Consider the following 18,337-nt stretch of genomic DNA (forward strand, 5'->3'; position numbering starts at 1 on the left):
CCATGACCAATTCCACCAATTCCATATGCCGCAATCCAGTGGGCGGGCACGTTCCCGTCGCGGGCGGGCTGGCCTCCGTCGGTCTGACGTACGCCCGCGAGATGGGGGCCGAGGCCGTCCAGGTCTTCGTCGCGAATCCGCGCGGCTGGGCCACCCCGGTGGGCAATCCGGCGCAGGACGAGCTGTTCCGCGAGGCCTGTGCGGCCGAGGACATCCCGGCGTACATCCATGCGCCGTACCTGATCAACTTCGGCTCGCACACCGAGGCGACCGTGGAGAAGTCCGTGGAGTCGCTGCGGCACTCGCTGCGCCGGGCCCGCGCGATCGGCGCGCTCGGGGTGGTCGTGCACACCGGCTCGGCTACCGGGGGCCGGCCGCGCGCAGCGGCGTACGCGCAGGTCAGGGAGCACATGCTGCCGCTGCTGGACGAGCTGACGCACGAGGACGACCCCTTCCTGCTGCTGGAGTCCACCGCCGGGCAGGGCTCCTCGCTGTGCTCGCGGACCTGGGACTTCGGCCCGTACTTCGACGCGCTGGACCACCACCCGAAGCTCGGGATCTGTCTGGACACCTGCCACATCTTCGCGGCCGGACACGATCTGGCGGCGCCGGGCGGGACGAAACAGACGCTGGACCTGCTGGTGGACACGGTCGGCGAGGGCCGGCTGAAGCTGGTCCACGCGAACGACTCCAAGGAGGGCGTGGGCGCCCACAAGGACCGGCACGAGAACATCGGGCAGGGCCACATCGGCCGGGAGGCCTTCGCCGAGCTGTTCACGCATCCGGCGATGGAGGGCGTACCGCTGATCACGGAGACGCCGGGCGGCAAGGAAGGGCACGCGGCCGACGTGGCACTGCTGAAGGAGCTCCGCGGGCTCGGATGATCCCTTGAGGAATACCCCGGGGGGGTATACGGTTCTGTCATATCGACAGAGCCGTTACTCGGCGTTCCACGCCAGGGGGTCGTCATGGAGCACGCACACGAGCAGCACGGTCACGAGCACCACGAGCACCAGCACGAAGAGCACGCCCACCACCACGGCGGCGCAAAGGTCACCTGGTCCGCCGCCGCGCAGGCCACCCTGCACTGCCTCACCGGATGCGCCATCGGCGAGGTGCTCGGCATGATCGTCGGCACCGCGCTCGGCTGGGGGAACGCCCCGACGATGATCCTCGCGATCGTCCTCGCGTTCTTCTTCGGCTACGCGCTCACCCTGCGCGGGATCCGTGCGGCCGGCGTGGACTTCCGTACGGCCGTCCGGGTGGCGCTGGCGGCGGACACTCTTTCGATCGCGGTCATGGAGCTGATCGACAACGGGGTGATCGCGCTCTGGCCGGGAGCCATGGACGCGATGCTCTCGGACGCGCTGTTCTGGATCGCGCTCGCGATCTCGCTCGCGCTGGCCTTCGTCGTCACGACCCCGGTCAACAAGTGGATGATCGGCCGCGGCAAGGGTCACGCGGTGGTCCACCAGTACCACCATTGAGGAAACCCGAGGAGAAACCCGAAGAGGGACCCCCAGGCCCACCGGCCTACAACTCGGGGCCGTCCCCCGGCTCCTCCTGGTACGAGTAGCGCTGCTCGCGCCAGGGGTCGCCGATGTTGTGGTAGCCGCGCTCCTCCCAGAAGCCGCGGCGGTCGGCGGTCATGTACTCGATGCCCCGGACCCACTTGGGGCCCTTCCAGGCGTACAGGTGCGGCACCACGAGCCGCAGCGGGAACCCGTGCTCCGCGGTGAGCAGTTCACCGCCCTGGTGGGTGGCGAAGAGGGAGCGGTCGGAAGCGAAGTCCGCGAGCCGCATGTTGGAGCTGAAGCCGTACTCGGCCCACACCATCACGTGCGTGACCTGCGGGGACGGCGGGGCGAGGGCGAGGATCTCGCGGGTGAGCACGCCGCCCCATTCGGCGCCGGTCATGCTGAACTTCGTCACGCAGTGCAGGTCCGCCACGACGGACTCGAACGGCAGGGCCGCGAACTCCTCGTGGTTCCAGCAGTGCTTCTCACCGTCGGCCGTCGCACCGAAGACGCGGAACTCCCAGCGGTCCGGCTTGAACTTGGGGACGGGCCCGTAGTGGGTGACCGGCCAGCCGCGCTGCAACCGCTGTCCCGGGGGAAGCTCCAGCTGCTCTGATCCCGGAGATTCCCGGCTTTCCGGCTGACCCATGACTCCATGGTGACAGACTTGGCAGGGTGGTCATGACCAGCTGCGGCCCGATTCGGGCAAATCTAGGTTAATCCCACTAAGGAGGCACTTACTGGACGGTCTCCGGCGGCGGTGCGAGGATGCGCGCAACTGCCCAGTCACATTGCTGACATTGCTTGGAAGGAGCCTCTGCGATGCAGGGCGACCCCGAGGTCCTTGAGTTTCTGAACGAGCAGCTGACCGGCGAGCTTACGGCGATCAACCAGTACTGGCTCCACTACCGGATCCAGGACAACAAGGGTTGGACGAAGCTCGCGAAGTACACCCGTGCCGAGTCCATCGACGAGATGAAGCACGCGGACAAGATCACCGAGCGCATCCTGATGCTCGACGGCCTGCCGAACTACCAGCGCCTCTTCCACGTCCGCGTGGGTCAGACGCTGACGGAGATGTTCCAGTGCGACCGCCAGGTCGAGGTCGAGGCGATCGACCGGCTCAAGCGCGGCATCGAGGTCATGCGCGGCAAGGGTGACGTCACCTCGGCGCGGCTCTTCGAGGAGATCCTGGAGGACGAGGAGCACCACATCGACTACCTCGACACCCAGCTGGAGCTCATCGAGTCCATCGGCGAGCCGCTGTACATCGCGCAGCTGCTGGAACAGCCCGAGAGCTAGGCCGCCTGTAAGAGAACCAGGGCCCTACGCGACTTCGGCGAGCTCCGCACCCGCGGGTACCAGCGGGTCGGCGGCGAGCACGGCCGCCGCGTCGCCCTTCTCCAGCAGCTCACGGCGGGGGCAGGCCCCGCGGCCGAGGAGGCCCTGGATGGTGCGCACGCACCCACCGCAGTCGGTGCCGGCCTTGGTGGCCGAAGCGATCTGGCGGGGGGTGCAGGCCCCGGCAGCCGCGTGGTCCTTGACCTGCTTGTCGGTGACCCCGAAGCAAGAGCAGACGTACACGCGGTTCACCTCCCTGACCGGAATGGTTCGGCGAGCCATCCCCTATTCGGTGAGGCTTACCTAACCGTACCCGAAGTTAGGGTGGCCTAAAAGAGGTGGAAACGAGGATGGGGCGCGGATCACATTCGATCCGCGCCCCATCGTCATGAGCTACTCGGTACTACCGGTGCCGCTCACCGGTCTTACTGGTCGCGGTACATCTCGGCGACCAGGAACGCCAGGTCCAGGGACTGGCTGCGGTTGAGGCGCGGGTCGCAGGCCGTCTCGTAGCGCTGGTGCAGGTCGTCGACGAAGATCTCGTCGCCGCCGCCCACGCACTCGGTGACGTCGTCACCGGTGAGCTCGACGTGGATGCCGCCCGGGTGGGTGCCCAGGCCCTTGTGGACCTCGAAGAAGCCCTTGACCTCGTCGAGCACGTCGTCGAAACGGCGCGTCTTGTGGCCCGAGGCCGCCTCGAAGGTGTTGCCGTGCATCGGGTCGGTGACCCAGACGACGTTCGCGCCGGAGGCGGTGACCTTCTCGACCAGCTCGGGGAGCTTGTCGCGGACCTTGTCGGCGCCCATGCGGACGACGAAGGTCAGACGGCCCGGCTCGCGGTCGGGGTCCAGCCGGTCGATGTACGTCAGGGCCTCGTCCACCGTGGTGGTGGGGCCGAGCTTGACGCCGATCGGGTTGGCGATCTGCGAGCAGAACTCGATGTGCGCGTGGTCCAGCTGGCGGGTGCGCTCACCGACCCAGACCATGTGGCCGGAGGTGTCGTACAGCCGGCCGGTGCGCGAGTCCGTACGGGTGAGGGCGCCCTCGTAGTCGAGGAGCAGCGCCTCGTGGGAGGAGTAGAACTCGACGGCCTTGAACTCCGCCGGGTCGGTGCCACAGGCCTTCATGAAGTTCAGCGCGTTGTCGATCTCCCGCGCGAGCTGCTCGTAGCGCTGCCCGGACGGGGAGGACTTCACGAAGTCCTGGTTCCAGGCGTGCACCTGGCGCAGGTCGGCGTAACCGCCGGTGGTGAAGGCGCGCACCAGGTTCAGCGTCGAGGCGGACGCGTGGTACATGCGCTTCAGCCGCTCGGGGTCCGGGATCCGGGCCTCTTCGGTGAAGGGGAAGCCGTTGACGGAGTCGCCGCGGTAGGTCGGCAGGGTGATGCCGTCGCGGGTCTCGGTGTCCTTGGAGCGCGGCTTGGAGTACTGGCCCGCGATGCGGCCGACCTTGACGACGGGCACGGAGGCCGCGTACGTCAGGACGGCGCTCATCTGGAGCAGCGTCTTCAGCTTGGCGCGGATGTGGTCAGCGGATACGGCGTCGAAGGCCTCGGCGCAGTCGCCACCCTGCAGCAGGAACGCCTCGCCCTTGGCGACGGCTCCCAGGCGGGCGCGCAGCTGGTCGCACTCACCCGCGAAAACGAGGGGCGGATACGACTCGAGGTCCGCGACAACAGCGCGCAGGGCCTCGGCATCGGGGTACGAAGGCTGCTGCGCCGCGGGAAGGTCTCGCCAGGTCGCCTTGGAGGCGGGGGCTTGGGATTCAGCGTTCACGGTCACCCCACACACATTACGGCGTCCCATGGCGCGTCCGACCCTGTCGACCACTACGTGAGACGGATGTCTCTCACTGTGTTACTGGCCCGTTTACTCCGCCCCGTGGGCTAGGGTTCTTCGCATGTACGCGCACTCCAACAAGAACTGGTGGTGGACCGCTCCCGGCGGCCCGCCCCTCGTGCGTACCTAGAAGACACGAGCGACGCGAAGGCCGCCCCACGGGGCGGCCTTCCGCGTTTCTCCCGAGACGCCGGCCGTCCCTCCACCACCCGGAAGGACGCACCCTCCATGTCCGTACCCATGGACCCCGGCTTCACCCGACTGACCGCCCTGTTCGACCGCCTCGGACGGTCCGGCGGCCCCACCCCGCCCTTCGCGCTGCTGCGCCGCCGCACGCCCGGCCGCGACCACGACACCGTCGAGGTGCTGACCGGCCCGGTCCACGAGGCCGAGCACCTGGCCGACCTGCCCGTCGGCGGGCGGCCCGCCCTGGCGCTCGTACCCTTCCGGCAGATGCGGGAGCGCGGGTTCGACGTGCGCGACGACGGCACCCCGCTGAGCGTGCTGGTCGCCGACGAGGCGTACGAGGTCCCGCTCGCCGAGGCGCTGGCCGCGCTGCCGGTCCACGAGGTACGGGTGGACGGCGGCGGCTTCGACGTCCCCGACGAGGAGTACGCGGACACCGTCCGGCGGGTCATCGAGGACGAGATCGGCCGCGGCGAGGGCGCCAACTTCGTCATCCGGCGGACCTACGAGGGCCGGATCGAGGGCTTCGGCCCCGCAGACGCCCTCGCCCTGTTCCGGCGGCTGCTGGAGGGCGAGCGGGGGGCGTACTGGACGTACGTGGTCCACACCGGGGACCGCACCCTCGTCGGGGCCAGCCCCGAGGTGCACGTACGGATGTCCGGCGGCACGGTCGTGATGAACCCGATCAGCGGCACCTACCGGTATCCGGCCGGAGGTCCGACCGCGGAGTCCCTCCTCGCCTTCCTCGGCGACCGCAAGGAGACCGAGGAACTGTCCATGGTCGTGGACGAGGAGCTCAAGATGATGTGCACCGTCGGGGACATGGGCGGGGTGGTCGTCGGCCCCCGGCTCAAGGAGATGGCGCACCTCGCGCACACCGAGTACGAGCTGCGCGGCCGCTCCTCGCTGGACGTGCGGGAGGTGCTGAAGGAGACGATGTTCGCGGCGACGGTGACCGGGTCCCCGGTGCAGAACGCCTGCCGGGTCATCGAACGGTACGAGACCGGCGGCCGCGGCTACTACGCGGGCGCGCTGGCGCTGCTGGGCGTGGACGAGTCCGGGGCGCAGACGCTGGACTCCCCGATCCTCATCCGCACGGCCGACATCGCGGCGGACGGCGCGCTGCGGGTGCCCGTGGGCGCCACCCTGGTGCGGCACTCCGACCCGGCGGGCGAGGTCGCGGAGACCCACGCGAAGGCGGCGGGCGTCCTGGCGGCGCTGGGCGTCCGCCCGGCGGCCCGCCGGCCGGTCGCGGCCTCCCCCGGCCTGGGCTCCGATCCCAGGGTCCAGGCGGCGCTGGCGGCCCGGCGGCACGACCTGGCGCCGTTCTGGCTCCGGATGCAGGAGCGGCCGGCCGAGGTGACGGGCCACGCCCTGGTGGTGGACGGCGAGGACACCTTCACCTCGATGCTGGGACACGTGCTGCGGGTGGCCGGGCTGGAGGTGACCGTACGGCGCCACGACGACCCGGGCCTGCGCGCGGCGGCCCTGGCCTGGGACGGGCCGATCGTGCTGGGCCCCGGCCCGGGGAACCCGGCGGACGCCTCGGACCCGAAGATGGCGCTGATGCGCGGGCTGACGGCGGAGCTCCTGGCCTCGCACCGGGGCGGACTGCTCGGGGTCTGCCTCAGCCACCAGCTGCTGGCCGCGGAGCTGGGGCTCCCGCTCGTGCGCAAGGCGGAGCCGGCGCAGGGGGCGCAGACCCGGATCCAGCTGTTCGGGGCGCAGGAGGTGGTGGGCTTCTACAACACCTACGCGGCCTCCTGCTCGACGGAGCAGGAGCGGCAGCTGGCGCTGAAGGGGATCGAGGTCTCCCGGGACCCCGCCACCGGCGAGGTCCACGCGCTGCGCTCCCTCACGGGCGGCTTCGCGGGGGTCCAGTTCCACCCGGAGTCGGTGCTGACCCTGCGGGGTGCGGAGCTGGTCCGGGAGCTGGTCGCCGGCGTCCGCGCCCCGGCCCCGGCGTAGCCCCGGGCCCCGGGGTTCCGGCCCTCAGGCGCCGGACGGGCTGGAGGTTCCGGCCCGGCCGGCGGAACGGAAGCTGCGGATCAGGCTCCAGGTGAGCACGGGGCCCAGCAGGAGCATCCCGTAGAACGCCAGGGTGATGTCGCCCAGCGCCAGGCCGACGATGGACGGCACCGACAGCAGGTGGTCGGCGAAGGTCAGCCACCGGTCGGTCCGGGCGCCGGGCTCGGCCCGGAGCGCGCGCGGCAGCGCACGGGCGGCGGAGAGCACTTGGAGGGCGGCCAGGGCCAGCAGGATCCAGAAGAACGCGGTGGGTATGTGCACGCGGCCGAATCTAGGCCCTGGCCCGGACCTCCGGACAGGGGGGTATCACCCCTCGGGCGAGAGGGTGTTCTCGGAGCGCCGGCCCGCCAGGTAGTCCGCGACGTTGGCGACGGTGGTGTCGATGATCTGGCCCACCGCGTCGTGCGTGTAGTACGCCTGGTGGGAGGTGACCACCACGTTCGGGAAGGTGATCAGGCGCGCCAGGGTGTCGTCCTCGACGACCACCAGCGACTTGTCCAGGAAGAAGAGCCCGGCCTCCGCCTCGTAGACGTCCAGGCCCACGCCCGCGAACCGCCCGCTGCGCAACTCCGTGACCAGCGCGTCCGTGTCCACCAGGCCGCCGCGGCTGGAGTTCACCAGGATCGCGTCGTCCTTCATCATCTTCAGGGCCTCGGGGCCGATGATGTGGTGCGTGGACTCCAGCAGCGGCACGTGCAGGCTGATCAGGTCGGAGGACGCGAACAGCGTGTCCTTGTCCACGTACTTCATGCCCAGCTCCACGCACGCCGGGTTCTGCGCCACGTCCCAGCCCAGCAGGTTCATCCCGAAGCCGTGCGCGATCCGGGTGAACGCCTCGCCGATCTTGCCGGTGCCGAGCACGCCCACCGTGCGGCCGCGCATGTCGCGGCCCATCAGGCCGTTCAGCCGGAAGTCGAAGTCCCGCGTGCGGTTCGAGGCGCGCACGATCCGCCGGTTCACCGCCATGGCCAGGGTCCAGGCGAATTCGGCCACCGAGTACGGGGAGTAGTACGACACCCGGCTGACGGTCAGGCCGAGCTCGCGGGCGACCGGCAGGTCGATGTTGTTGAAGCCGGTGGAGCGCTGGGCGATCATCTTGGTCCCGCCCGCCGCCAGGATCCTCAGCACCCGCCCGTTGAGGTCGGCGTTCACGCTCGACGAGACGATCTCGTACCCGGCCGCGATGGGGGCGGTGTCCTCGCTCAGGAAGACGTCCAGGCAGCGCACCTCGTGCTGTCCCGCGAAGGCCTTCTCGATGAGCGGCTTCTCGTCTCCCTGCACCCCGAATGCCAGGATTTCCACGTTCGCTCCCGTATGACGCGCAAGATTCGGACCATGGGTCGTTTGTCACCTTACGACCCATGACCCGCCTACGCGTCCCGGCCCAGCCGAACGGCTCGAACAGCTCAGCCGAAGAACACTCCGGCCTCCTTGTACAGCGCCGGGTCCACCGTCTTGAGCTTCGCCGTCGCCTCCGCGATCGGCACCCGTACGATGTTCGTCCCCTGGAGGGCGACCATCTTGCCGAAGTCCCCGTCGCGGACCGCGTCGATCGCGTGCAGCCCGAACCGGGTCGCGAGCCACCGGTCGAAGGCGCTCGGCGTGCCGCCCCGCTGGATGTGCCCGAGCACCGTCGTACGGGCTTCCTTGCCGGTCCGCGCCTCGATCTCCTTGGCCAGCCACTCGCCCACGCCCGACAGCCGGACGTGCCCGAAGGAGTCCTGGGTGGCGTCCTTCAGCACCATGTCCCCGTCCTTGGGCATGGCACCCTCGGCGACGCACACGATCGGCGCGTAGCTCGCCTTGAACCGCGAGCTCACCCACGCGCAGACCTGGTCCACGTCGAAGCGCTGCTCCGGGATGAGGATGACGTTGGCGCCGCCGGCCAGCCCGGAGTGCAGGGCGATCCAGCCGGCGTGGCGGCCCATCACCTCCACGACCAGGACCCGCATGTGGGATTCGGCGGTGGTGTGCAGCCGGTCGATGGCCTCGGTGGCGATGCCGACGGCCGTGTCGAAGCCGAAGGTGTAGTCGGTGGCCGACAGGTCGTTGTCGATGGTCTTCGGGACGCCGACGCACGGGATGCCGTACTCCTCGTACAGCTTGGCGGCCACGCCCAGGGTGTCCTCGCCGCCGATCGCGACGAGGGCGTCGACCTCGTACTTGGCGAGGTTCTCCTTGATCCGGCGGACGCCGTTCTCCAGCTTGAACGGGTTGGTGCGCGAGGAGCCGAGGATGGTTCCGCCGCGCGGCAGGATCCCGCGGACGGCGGGGATGCCGAGCGGGACGGTGTCCCCTTCGACCGTGCCGCGCCAGCCGTCCTTGAACCCGATGAACTCGTACTGGTACTCCTGCACGCCCTTGCGCACGACGCTGCGGATGACCGCGTTGAGACCCGGGCAGTCGCCGCCGCCCGTCAGCACTCCGACCTTCATGGAACATCCCTTCACCACGGGGCCCGCTGAGGCCGCGGGGCCCTCATGACCGTCACGCTAGTGGTGACTCAGGTCACAGCAAGGGCCATGGAAGGGTCAATTCCGGTGGGATCATGGGGAGTTGCCGCACACCCGTTCACTCGTACGAGGAACGGCCCACCCCCCGGGCGGCATCACACGGGCTCACACCTCGTCGAGGCCGCGCTCGATCGCGTACCGGACGAGCTCCACCCGGTTGTGCAACTGGAGCTTGCCCAGGGTGTTCTGCACGTGGTTCTGCACCGTGCGGTGGGAGATCACCAGCCGCTCCGCGATCTGCTTGTACGAGAGCCCCTTGGCCACCAGCCGCAGCACCTCGGTCTCCCGGTCGGTCAGCTGCGGGGCCTGGCGCTCGTCGGCGGCGGCCGGCGCCGGATCGGTGGCCAGGCGCCGGTACTCGCCCAGGACCAGGCCCGCCAGGCCCGGGGTGAAGACGGGATCGCCGGCCGCCGTACGGCGCACGGCATCGATGAGCTCCTGGGCGCCCGCGGACTTCAGCAGGTAGCCGGTGGCGCCGGACTTCACCGCCTCCAGCACATCGGCGTGCTCGCCGCTCGCCGAGAGGACCAGGACCCGCAGCGCCGGGTTGGCCCCGACCAGCTCCTTGCAGACCTGGACCCCGGGCATGCCCGGCAGGTTGAGGTCGAGGACCAGCACGTGCGGGACGGTCGCGCGGGCCCGGCGCACCGCCTCTGGGCCGTCCCCGGCGGTGGCCACCAGGTCGAATCCGGCGGCGGCCAGGTCGCGGGCGACCGCGTCCCGCCACATCGGGTGGTCGTCGACCACCATGACCTTGATGTCGCCGGCGCCGGTGGTGGCCGTGCTCTGCTCGTTCACTGGGTGCTCCCCCTCGGTACTTTCAGTTCCACTTCGGTGCCCTGCCCCGGGACGGACACGAGCTCGGCGCTGCCGCCGAGGTCGCGCAGCCGGCCCCGGATGGACAGGGCCACGCCCATCCGGCCCTCGCCCGCCGCCTGGTCGAGCCGGCCCGCCGGGATGCCCGGGCCGTCGTCGCGGACGGTCACGATCACCTCGTCGCCCCAGTCCTCGACCAGGATCCAGGCGCTGGCCCCGTCGCCCGCGTGCTTGCGTACGTTGTCCAGCGCGGCCCCCACCGCCGCGGCCAGCTCCCTCGCCGCGGGCACCGGCAGCGGCACCGGGGTGCCCGGCTCGGCGAAGCTCACCCGGGAACCGGCGTGCGGGGCCAGCAGGGTCCGCAGGTCCAGCTCGCCCTCGTCGGCACCCGGCTCCTCCACCTCGTACGAGTCCACGAGCGCGCCCAGCGACTCGTCCCGGGAGATCCGGGAGGGGCGGGTCAGCCCGCTGGAGACCAGGGTGCGCAGCGCGACCTCCTGGTCCCCCGCCATCCGGCCCAGCTCGGCGGCCTCGCCGCCCAGTTCGGTGCCGCGCCGCTGGACCATGGCCAGGACCTGGAGGACCCCGTCGTGGATGTCGCGGGCGAGGCGTTCGCGCTCGCGGGTGGCGGCCTCGATCTCCAGGGCGCGGGCGAGCGTGGCCTCACTGGCCCGGGCCACCTCGACCACGTAGCCGATGGCGACGGAGGCGACCCAGACCAGCAGCACGTTGTGCAGGGTGTCCCGGGTGGGCTCGCCGCGCTGGATGAGATTGGTGGCGGCCACGAAGGTGGAGGCGAAACAGGCCCAGCGCCAGCCGCCCTTGATGGCGAAGGCGAGGACGGCGCCCGCGGTCCAGATGGTGGGCAGGGTGGGACCGCCGGCCGCGATCCGCGCGTGGGTGTCGGCGAGCGGGGTCAGCAGGATCCCCACGCAGGCGACCGTCAGGTCGGCGCACAGGAACCGCTTCGTGCAGCTGGCGGCGCTGGCCACCTTGGGGAGGGTGACCAGGGTCCAGCCGACGAGCACGGTGAGGTAGGCGACCGCGATCCACGGCCGGTCGAACTCCTTGTACGCGGAGGTGAAGAGCAGCACCGCGTAGACCATGGTCAGCAGCCGATAGGCCGTCAGGGCCCGCCACAGCGGCTGCTCGACCGACATGCGTACGACGCGCTCGCGCTTCGCCATTTCCCCCACCCCGTGCGGGCGGTCGCGCCCGCGTACTGCTACTTGCCGGTGTCCGCGGCCTTGTCGGCCTGCGCGGTCTTCTCGGCCTTCTCGGCCTTCTCCGCGTCGGCGATCTGGCGCTTGGCGGCGGTGGCGTAGATGTCCACGTACTCCTGGCCGGACAGCTTCATGATCTCGTACATGACCTCGTCGGTCACCGAGCGCAGGATGAACCGGTCCCCGTCCATGCCGTGGTACCGGCTGAAGTCCAGGGGCTTGCCGATCCTGATACCCGGACGCATCAGCTTCGGAACCACCTTGCCGGGCGGCTGGATCTTCTCGGTGTCGATCATCGCCACCGGGATCACGGGCGCGCCGGTGGCCAGTGCCACCCGGGCCAGACCGCCGGGCTTGCCGCGGTACAGCCTGCCGTCGGGTGAACGCGTCCCCTCGGGGTAAATACCGAACAGCTCTCCGCGTTCGATGACGTCGATGCCGCTCTTGATCGCGGCCTCGCCCGCACCGCGCGCGCCGGAACGGTCCACCGGGAGCTGGCCGACGCCCTTGAAGAAGGCGGCGGTCAGCTTGCCCTTGACGCCCGGGGAGGTGAAGTACTCCGCCTTCGCGATGAAGGTGACCTTCCGGTCCAGCACGGCCGGGAGGAAGAAGGAGTCGGAGAAGGACAGGTGGTTGCTCGCGAGGATCGCCGGCCCCTCCGCGGGAATGTTCTCGAGGCCCTCGACCCACGGCCTGAAGGCGAGCTTCAGTGAACCGCCGATGGAGAACTTCATTGCGCCGTAGATCAACTCGAAAGCCTTCCTTTGTCTGTCGAACAGACCTTATCCCGTGGCCGTCCCCGGAGCGGCCCGACGACCCTGGTCGGTGCCACCCCCGTCGCGTACGGTGAAGTCACACAGCGCTACGCACCCCCCACCCCCCTTTGAAGGAGATCCTGGTGCCCGTCCTCCCTGGAGCCGAGCCGTTCCGCCACGAGGGCGGAAAGGTCGGCGTCCTTCTCTGCCACGGCTTCACCGGTTCCCCGCAGTCGATGCGCCCCTGGGCCGAGCATCTGGCGGCGCGGGGGCTGACGGTGTCGCTCCCCCTGCTCCCCGGGCACGGGACGCGCTGGCAGGACATGCAGCTCACGGGCTGGCAGGACTGGTACGCCGAGGTGGACCGCGCACTGCGGGAGCTGCTCGACAGCTGCGAGCAGGTGTTCGTCTTCGGACTGTCGATGGGCGGCGCGCTGACGCTGCGGCTGGCGGCCAAGCACGGGGACTCGATCCAGGGGATCGTCCTCGTCAACCCGGTCAACAAGGTGCACGACCCGCTGGCCGTAGCCCTTCCGGTGGTCAAGCACTTCATCCGGTCGACGCCGGGCATCGCGAGCGACATCGCCAAGCCGGGCTCGGACGAGGTCGGCTACGACCGGATCCCGACCCGGGCCGCGCACTCCCTGCGGAAGTTCCTGCAGATGCTGGACACCGAGCTGCCGCAGGTGACGCAGCCGCTGCTGCTCCTGCACAGCCCGCAGGACCACGTCGTACGGCCGGCCGACTCGGCACGGATCCTGGCGCGGGTGTCCTCCACCGATGTCACCGAGACCCTGCTGGAACAGAGTTACCACGTCGCGACGTTGGACCATGACGCGGAGCGGATCTTCGCGGACAGTTATGCGTTCGTCGGACGACTGGCGGAGAGCGTGGGCAGGGAGGGGGCGGCCAGCGGTGGCTGAGCACGAGGAGTCCTCGGGGGGTGTCCCTCCGCTGGACGAGGAAGCGGCGTGGGCGGCGATCGTCGCCGGCTACGGCCAGGAGCCGGCGGATCCGCCGGGCGCGAGACCGTTCCGTCCGATCGAGAACCTGCTCCTGCCGGAGGAGGACGTCAAACCGGTCGACCCGGCCCCGCCCGCCGGCAATGAACCCCCCGCGGCGGCCCTGGGCAGCTCGGTGGTGTTCGCCCCGGGCGTGGGCACGTCGGGCCCCCGCGACCACTCCCTCGCGGACCCGGACGACTCCCCCGCGGCGGCCGCCGCCGCGAAGGACGAGGGCCACTTCGTCCCGCCGGAACCGGAGCTGCCGGAAGCCGACGTGACGTCGAAGTTCGCCTGGCTGGCGGTGGTGGGCGGACCGGTCCTGCTGCTCCTGGCGGTGCTGTTGCAGTGGCAGATGACGTGGTGGCTGACCACCCTGGGCATCGGCGGGTTCCTGGGCGGGTTCGCGACGCTGGTCGCCCGGATGGCGACCGGTGACGACGAGGACGACGATCCGGGCCGCGGAGCGGTGGTCTGACCTTTTCGACGCACCGCTCGCGCGGCTCGGCCCTGGCGGGCCTCCCCGGCTTCGCGCCGCTGCGCCGGACTCCGTCCGTCGGGGGCGGGTGCGGGTGGGTCGGCCCTGCGGGGCGGAGTCCCCTACCCGCCCTTCCACCGTTCCCCGGGCTCTGCCCGGACCCGGTCCTCAAACGCCGGACGGGCTGAAAGATCCAGCCTCGCCGGCGTTTGAGGCGCGGGGTCTGGGGCGGAGCCCCAGGGAACGGGCGAAGGGCGGGTCGGGGACTCCGCCCCGCAGGGCTACCGCACCGCCGGCAGGCGGAGGGCAGCCAGGACCGGGAGGTGGTCCGTGGCACGGGCCAGGTCCGAGGAGCTGACCCCGGAGAGCCCGGCAGGGACACCACAGCCCAGCACCTCCACCCCCGCACTCGCGAAGACCGCGTCGATCCGCCGCGGCGGCTCCGAGCGCACCCAGGTGTGTTCCCCGCCCCAGGGCGCGACCGCCCGGCAGTCCTGGAGGGTCGACGCCAGGAGCCCGAAGGCGGACCCCGACGGGCCTTCGTTGATGTCGCCCGCCGCGATCGCGTACGGCACGTCCATCCCCGCGAGCCGGTCCAGGAGGGCCTGCGACTGGGCCAGCCGCTCCGGTCCGTCCAGCGACAGGTGCGCGCTGAGCACGCCCACCCGGGCCCCGCCCAGGCGGACCACGGCGGTCGCGAAGCCCCGCCGATGGTGCCCCGGGGTGAGCGGCAGCAGTACGTCCTCGGTCCGCTCCACGAAGGCCCGTAGGGAACACAGCAGCAGCGGGCCGGCCGCCGTCGCGCCGCCCGACAGGACCACCAGATCGCATTTCGCCGCGAGCCGCGCCGCGTGCTTGCGCCACCGGAAGAACCGTGGCGCCTCCTGGACGAACACCAGGTCCGGCGCACACCCGCGGATCACCCGGGCCAACGCGTCCTCGTCGTCGCGCAGTGAGCGGATGTTGTAGGAGAGCACCCGGATCACGGCGGAACCATCGGCTTCGGTACGGGAGTTGGGCAGCTCGGTGAGTTCCATACCCGGCAACATAACGAGACTGCCCGCCGTACCCCAGGGGGCGCGGCGGGCAGTCCGGCGATACGGGGTGGCGGCTCAGCCCTGGCGGGCCAGGTCCGCCGCGCCGACCAGGCCGGCCTTGCCGCCCAGCTGCGCGGCCAGCACCTGCGCGTGCGGGCGCCACGCGCCGCCGATCAGCCAGCGCTTGAAGGACTTGCGGATCGGGTCGAGGACCAGGTCGCCCTCGTCGGAGACGCCGCCGCCGACGATGAAGGCCGAGGGGTCGAAGAGCGAGGCCAGGTCCGCGAGGCCGGCGCCCGCCCAGCGGGCCAGCTCGCGGAAGGAGTCCACGGCCACCAGGTCGCCCTGCCGGGCCGCTTCGCTGATGTGCTTGCCCTCGATGCCCTCGGGCGTGCCGTCTCCGAGTGCGAGCAGGATCGTCGCGTTCTCGGGGGTGGCGTTGGCGCGCTGCTTGGCGTAGCGGACGAGCGCGCGCCCGGAGGCGTACTGCTCCCAGCAGCCCTGGCTGCCGCAGCCGCACAGCAGGCCGTCCGGGACGACGCGGATGTGACCGAACTCGGCGGCGACGCCGAAGCGTCCGCGCCGGAGCTTGTTGCCGATGATGATGCCGCCGCCCAGGCCCGTGCCGAGCGTGATGCAGATGACGTCCTCGTGGCCCTGGCCTGCGCCGAAGCGGTACTCGCCCCAGGCCGCGCAGTTGGCGTCGTTCTCGACGACCACGGGCAGGCCGATGCGCTGCTCGACCTTGTCCTTGAGCGGCTCGTGGCGCCAGTTGATGTTCGGCGCGAAGAGTACGGTCGCGCGCTTGTCGTCCACGTATCCGGCGGCGCCGATGCCGACGGCGTCGATGGTGTGGCTGCTGCTGACCTCGGACACGGCGGCGCAGATCGCGTCCGTCACTCCGTCCGGGGTCGGCGGGGTGGGCACCTTGTACGTCTCAAGGATGGTGCCGTCTTCGTCGACCACGCCGGCCGCGATCTTCGTGCCGCCGATGTCGACGCCGATGGTGAGTCCCATTAGTCCCTCGGTTTCCGGTCAAACCCCGCCGCTGTCAACCGTACCCGAGAGGTGAAGAGGATCAGTCGAGATCGATCCGCTCGGTGGAGCCGCCGGCCTGGGTACCGTCCTCGCCGCCGCCCTCGTTACGGGGCTCGGTGCCGCCCTCGGTACGGGGCTCCGCGCTCCGCCGGGCGCTGCGTTCGTCGCCGGTTTCGTCGCGCGTCCAGCGGCGCTCGTGGCCCTCGACCGCCGAACGGTAGGCCGCGAGCAGCTCCGAACCGGCGGCCGCGAGGTGGTCGAAGACCTCCGGATTGCGCTCGATGACGGGCTTGGCGGCGGTCTTCGCCTGGTTGACGAACTGCCGTACGGCGCCCTGGGCGGCGCCCGTGATCAGCGGGTTGTTCAGCGAGGACACCTTGTCGGCGACGGCCTCGAACAGCTTGAAGAGCTCCTCGGCGGCGGTGCCGGTGCCCGCGTCTGCGTCTGCGCCCGCTCCCTGTGCCCGGCGCCGCTCCTTCTCCGCGGCGAGGTCCTCGGCGCAGGCCCTGGCCCATGCGTCGTCCTCGGCGGAGGCTCCGGTGGGGCGGTCGGCGGGTCGGTCGGTGGCCTCGCTCATGGCGGACTCTCCTGCGGCGGCGGCTGGGCGTGCGGTGCGGACTACCTTCGACGTTACCCGAACGGCGGTACGCCACCCAGGGCCGTCCGGGCCGTCCGCGACGTCAGGGCCTCCGCGTCTTCAGGGCGTGCGCGGCCACAGCCCCGGGTCCGGGGTGAAGCGGATGCGGAGCTCCTCGTCGGCGAGGGCCGCGCCGGAGACCGTGCACCGGCGCAGCGCGGCGGGCAGCGGAACGATCCTGCGGTACGGGCCCACCGTGAGCAGCAGCTCGTCGCCGCGCCGGACCAGGTCGAGGTCCGGCTTCTCGGCGCCCGGCAGCGGCACGCGCCAGACGAGCACCCCGTCCTCGGCGAGCCGGTCCTCGACGGCCCAGGGCCCGCGTCCCCGGCTCGGCTGCCCGGGGGCGAATGCGCCGTTCCCGGCGGCGCTGTCGACCAGCTCCGCCAGGTCCTCGGGGCCCTGCGGATCCCGGCCCAGGTGCGGCAGCTCCCGGATCGGGACGTCCCGGCCCCAGTCCCGGAGGAAGTCGAGCTGCTGGGCGGCGACCGACTTCACCCAGGGGTCGGCGGAATCCGACGGCACGAGCCGGTTGGCCACCAGGTCGGTTATGCCCACCTGGTGCAGGAAGAGCCCGAGCATCCCCGTGCGCAGGGCGGCGTGGGCGGCGGGGCCCGGCTCGGCGACCAGCCGGACCCGGGTGGTGGGGGCCTCCACGACGGCCTGGACGGCCGCCAGCTCCTCGTCCCACCGGGCGGCGGCCTCGTAGAGCCACTGCGCGGGCATCGGCACCCCGGCGAGCTGGGCCAGTACGGGGCGCAGGGCGCGGGCCGCCTGGCGCTCGGCGGGGAGCAGCCGGGCGAGGTAGCGGCGCAGCTGGGCGGGGAGGGCGAGGGTGGTGACGGCCTGGTGCAGCGGGGGCATGTCGACGACCACGAGGTCGGTGTCGGGCTCGGCGGCGGCCCGCCGCAGGGCGCGCAGCAGCGCGAACTGTTCGGCGCCGGGGAGCTCGGTGAGCTCGTCGGCGCCGAGGGGGCGGGCCCCGAGCATCCCCAGGAGCGCGGAGCCGCGCTCCTGGAGGGCGACGAGCTCCTGGCGGAACTCCTGGCCGGAGTCGATGCGGGCCACCCGTACCCCGCCGCCCGGCTCGGCCACCGGTTCCCCGGGGCTGCCGGAGGCGAGCAGCAGCACGCGGCGCCCTTCACGGGCGGCGGCGAGTGCGGTGGCCGCCGCGACGGTGGTCCGCCCTGCGCCTCCGGGGCCGGTGACGAGGAGGGTGTGCATGCGGATGGCTCCTAGTTGTGATCCTGACCCCGTGGGTCTGCGGGTGGTGGGCCCTGCGGGGCGTGTCCCCTACCCGCCCTTCCACCGTTCCCTGGGGCTCCGCCCCAGACCCCGCGCCTCAAACGCCGGCGGGGCTGGATTTGCCAGCCCGTCCGGCGTGCGAGCGGCGCGTCAGGAAGAGGAGGCGGGGGCTTCCACTCGCTTCTTCAGGCCCGCGAGCGCCCGGTCGATGATGACCTTCTCCGCCTTGCGCTTGATCATGCCCAGCATCGGGATCTTGACGTCCACGGTCAGCTGGTAGGTGACCTCGGTCTTCGTCCCGCCCGCCAGCGGCGCCAGCCGGTAGGAGCCGTCCAGCTGCCGCAGCATCTGGGACTTGTCCAGCGTCCAGCTGACCTCGTCCGCGCCCTTCCAGGCGTACGCCAGCGTGTGGTCGTCCTTGATCGCGCCCGCGTCCAGCAGCAGCCGGACCTTTTCCGCGCGACCTTCGGCGTCGGTGGCCAGCACCTCGGCCTCCTTCACCTCGCCGGTCCACTCGGGGTAGCGGGCGAAGTCGGCGATCACGGCCATGACGTCGGCAGGGGACGCCTCGATCGTGATGCTCGAGCTGGTGTGTTCCGCCATCGCGGTCGCTCCTCCGGGGAGTTTTCGAGGAAGTGTGCGGACGACCTGGCCGTCTGGGCCGCCGCGTGAAGGCTACCGCGCGTG

The 18,337-nt window shown here is 71.3% G+C and carries 20 protein-coding genes; 6 read left to right on the forward strand and 14 right to left on the reverse strand.

Annotated elements, in window-relative coordinates; translation table 11 throughout:
• The first annotated feature begins 2 nt into the window (after positions 1-2).
• On the forward strand, positions 3-884 hold the full coding sequence (locus tag OHU74_RS09615; protein WP_371615498.1) for a deoxyribonuclease IV: 882 nt from the start codon (positions 3-5) through the stop codon (positions 882-884).
• Positions 885-968: 84 nt separating this feature from the next.
• Positions 969-1,487, forward strand: coding sequence for a DUF4396 domain-containing protein (locus OHU74_RS09620; protein ID WP_371615499.1), 519 nt, complete (start codon positions 969-971; stop codon positions 1,485-1,487).
• Positions 1,488-1,533: 46 nt separating this feature from the next.
• On the opposite strand, the gene OHU74_RS09625 is transcribed toward OHU74_RS09620, so the two are convergent.
• The gene (locus tag OHU74_RS09625) at positions 1,534-2,166 is read right to left on the reverse strand and encodes a sulfite oxidase-like oxidoreductase (RefSeq protein WP_371615500.1); all 633 of its coding nucleotides are present in this window, start codon (positions 2,164-2,166) and stop codon (positions 1,534-1,536) included.
• A gap of 173 nt (positions 2,167-2,339) precedes the next feature.
• On the opposite strand from OHU74_RS09625, the gene bfr reads away from it, so the two are divergent.
• Positions 2,340-2,819: a bacterioferritin gene (bfr, locus tag OHU74_RS09630; protein ID WP_330296010.1), complete on the forward strand. Its 480-nt coding sequence runs from the start codon at positions 2,340-2,342 to the stop codon at positions 2,817-2,819.
• Positions 2,820-2,843: 24 nt separating this feature from the next.
• On the opposite strand, the gene OHU74_RS09635 is transcribed toward bfr, so the two are convergent.
• Both OHU74_RS09635 and OHU74_RS09640 read right to left on the reverse strand, forming a co-directional pair.
• Positions 2,844-3,101: a bacterioferritin-associated ferredoxin gene (locus OHU74_RS09635; protein ID WP_371615501.1), complete on the reverse strand. Its 258-nt coding sequence runs from the start codon at positions 3,099-3,101 to the stop codon at positions 2,844-2,846.
• A gap of 182 nt (positions 3,102-3,283) precedes the next feature.
• Complete coding sequence (locus OHU74_RS09640) at positions 3,284-4,663, reverse strand: class II 3-deoxy-7-phosphoheptulonate synthase (protein WP_371615502.1); 1,380 nt, start codon at positions 4,661-4,663, stop codon at positions 3,284-3,286.
• 261 nt (positions 4,664-4,924) lie between these two features.
• Here OHU74_RS09640 and OHU74_RS09645 point away from each other — a divergent pair, with 261 nt between their 5' ends.
• Positions 4,925-6,850, forward strand: a complete 1,926-nt coding sequence (locus OHU74_RS09645) for an anthranilate synthase family protein (protein WP_371615503.1) — start codon at positions 4,925-4,927, stop codon at positions 6,848-6,850.
• Between the two features lie 24 nt (positions 6,851-6,874).
• On the opposite strand, the gene OHU74_RS09650 is transcribed toward OHU74_RS09645, so the two are convergent.
• The 6 genes from OHU74_RS09650 to OHU74_RS09675 all read right to left on the reverse strand — a co-directional run bounded on the left by OHU74_RS09650 (position 6,875) and on the right by OHU74_RS09675 (position 12,196).
• Entirely contained in the window at positions 6,875-7,171 is a 297-nt protein-coding gene (locus OHU74_RS09650) for a hypothetical protein (RefSeq protein WP_371615504.1), read from the reverse strand.
• Between the two features lie 45 nt (positions 7,172-7,216).
• Entirely contained in the window at positions 7,217-8,212 is a 996-nt protein-coding gene (locus OHU74_RS09655; protein ID WP_371615505.1) for a 2-hydroxyacid dehydrogenase, read from the reverse strand.
• 104 nt (positions 8,213-8,316) lie between these two features.
• The gene (locus tag OHU74_RS09660; protein WP_330296016.1) at positions 8,317-9,345 is read right to left on the reverse strand and encodes a 6-phosphofructokinase; all 1,029 of its coding nucleotides are present in this window, start codon (positions 9,343-9,345) and stop codon (positions 8,317-8,319) included.
• 183 nt (positions 9,346-9,528) lie between these two features.
• Entirely contained in the window at positions 9,529-10,173 is a 645-nt protein-coding gene (locus OHU74_RS09665) for a response regulator transcription factor (protein WP_330300867.1), read from the reverse strand.
• Positions 10,174-10,217: 44 nt separating this feature from the next.
• A complete protein-coding gene (gene macS / locus OHU74_RS09670; RefSeq protein WP_371615506.1) occupies positions 10,218-11,426 on the reverse strand; it encodes a MacS family sensor histidine kinase in 1,209 nt (402 codons plus the stop codon).
• 38 nt (positions 11,427-11,464) lie between these two features.
• Entirely contained in the window at positions 11,465-12,196 is a 732-nt protein-coding gene (locus OHU74_RS09675; protein ID WP_371619626.1) for a lysophospholipid acyltransferase family protein, read from the reverse strand.
• Positions 12,197-12,360: 164 nt separating this feature from the next.
• Between OHU74_RS09675 and OHU74_RS09680 the strand changes: the two genes are divergently transcribed.
• Positions 12,361-13,140: an alpha/beta fold hydrolase gene (locus tag OHU74_RS09680; protein WP_330296018.1), complete on the forward strand. Its 780-nt coding sequence runs from the start codon at positions 12,361-12,363 to the stop codon at positions 13,138-13,140.
• On the forward strand, positions 13,133-13,696 hold the full coding sequence (locus OHU74_RS09685) for a hypothetical protein (protein ID WP_371615507.1): 564 nt from the start codon (positions 13,133-13,135) through the stop codon (positions 13,694-13,696). The genes OHU74_RS09680 and OHU74_RS09685 overlap by 8 nt, the downstream gene beginning before the upstream one ends.
• A 281-nt stretch (positions 13,697-13,977) precedes the next feature.
• Here the strand turns inward: OHU74_RS09685 and OHU74_RS09690 are convergent, their stop codons facing one another.
• From OHU74_RS09690 to OHU74_RS09710, 5 genes are all read right to left on the reverse strand, one after another.
• Entirely contained in the window at positions 13,978-14,733 is a 756-nt protein-coding gene (locus tag OHU74_RS09690) for an endonuclease/exonuclease/phosphatase family protein (RefSeq protein WP_371615508.1), read from the reverse strand.
• 75 nt (positions 14,734-14,808) lie between these two features.
• Positions 14,809-15,750, reverse strand: a complete 942-nt coding sequence (locus tag OHU74_RS09695) for an ROK family glucokinase (RefSeq protein ID WP_371615509.1) — start codon at positions 15,748-15,750, stop codon at positions 14,809-14,811.
• 61 nt (positions 15,751-15,811) lie between these two features.
• A complete protein-coding gene (locus OHU74_RS09700; RefSeq protein ID WP_371615510.1) occupies positions 15,812-16,348 on the reverse strand; it encodes a DUF5304 domain-containing protein in 537 nt (178 codons plus the stop codon).
• 120 nt (positions 16,349-16,468) lie between these two features.
• Complete coding sequence (locus OHU74_RS09705) at positions 16,469-17,629, reverse strand: ArsA family ATPase (protein ID WP_371615511.1); 1,161 nt, start codon at positions 17,627-17,629, stop codon at positions 16,469-16,471.
• 171 nt (positions 17,630-17,800) lie between these two features.
• Complete coding sequence (locus OHU74_RS09710) at positions 17,801-18,253, reverse strand: SRPBCC family protein (protein WP_330296024.1); 453 nt, start codon at positions 18,251-18,253, stop codon at positions 17,801-17,803.
• Positions 18,254-18,337 lie beyond the last annotated feature (84 nt).

It is taken from the genome of Streptomyces sp. NBC_00454 (assembly GCF_041434015.1).
Taxonomy (GTDB): domain Bacteria; phylum Actinomycetota; class Actinomycetes; order Streptomycetales; family Streptomycetaceae; genus Streptomyces.

What these genes read in the sequence shown, in the direction of transcription:
- OHU74_RS09675 (WP_371619626.1), bottom strand. Translation starts at nt 12,196, where the DNA reads ATGAAGTTCTCCATCGGCGGTTCACTGAAGCTCGCCTTCAGGCCGTGG.
- OHU74_RS09620 (WP_371615499.1), top strand. Translation starts at nt 969, where the DNA reads ATGGAGCACGCACACGAGCAGCACGGTCACGAGCACCACGAGCACCAG.
- OHU74_RS09645 (WP_371615503.1), top strand. Translation starts at nt 4,925, where the DNA reads ATGTCCGTACCCATGGACCCCGGCTTCACCCGACTGACCGCCCTGTTC.
- OHU74_RS09665 (WP_330300867.1), bottom strand. Translation starts at nt 10,173, where the DNA reads ATGGTGGTCGACGACCACCCGATGTGGCGGGACGCGGTCGCCCGCGAC.
- OHU74_RS09710 (WP_330296024.1), bottom strand. Translation starts at nt 18,253, where the DNA reads ATGGCGGAACACACCAGCTCGAGCATCACGATCGAGGCGTCCCCTGCC.
- OHU74_RS09690 (WP_371615508.1), bottom strand. Translation starts at nt 14,733, where the DNA reads ATGGAACTCACCGAGCTGCCCAACTCCCGTACCGAAGCCGATGGTTCC.
- OHU74_RS09625 (WP_371615500.1), bottom strand. Translation starts at nt 2,166, where the DNA reads ATGGGTCAGCCGGAAAGCCGGGAATCTCCGGGATCAGAGCAGCTGGAG.
- OHU74_RS09695 (WP_371615509.1), bottom strand. Translation starts at nt 15,750, where the DNA reads ATGGGACTCACCATCGGCGTCGACATCGGCGGCACGAAGATCGCGGCC.
- OHU74_RS09700 (WP_371615510.1), bottom strand. Translation starts at nt 16,348, where the DNA reads ATGAGCGAGGCCACCGACCGACCCGCCGACCGCCCCACCGGAGCCTCC.
- OHU74_RS09615 (WP_371615498.1), top strand. Translation starts at nt 3, where the DNA reads ATGACCAATTCCACCAATTCCATATGCCGCAATCCAGTGGGCGGGCAC.
- OHU74_RS09705 (WP_371615511.1), bottom strand. Translation starts at nt 17,629, where the DNA reads ATGCACACCCTCCTCGTCACCGGCCCCGGAGGCGCAGGGCGGACCACC.
- OHU74_RS09660 (WP_330296016.1), bottom strand. Translation starts at nt 9,345, where the DNA reads ATGAAGGTCGGAGTGCTGACGGGCGGCGGCGACTGCCCGGGTCTCAAC.
- macS (WP_371615506.1), bottom strand. Translation starts at nt 11,426, where the DNA reads ATGGCGAAGCGCGAGCGCGTCGTACGCATGTCGGTCGAGCAGCCGCTG.
- OHU74_RS09640 (WP_371615502.1), bottom strand. Translation starts at nt 4,663, where the DNA reads ATGGGACGCCGTAATGTGTGTGGGGTGACCGTGAACGCTGAATCCCAA.
- bfr (WP_330296010.1), top strand. Translation starts at nt 2,340, where the DNA reads ATGCAGGGCGACCCCGAGGTCCTTGAGTTTCTGAACGAGCAGCTGACC.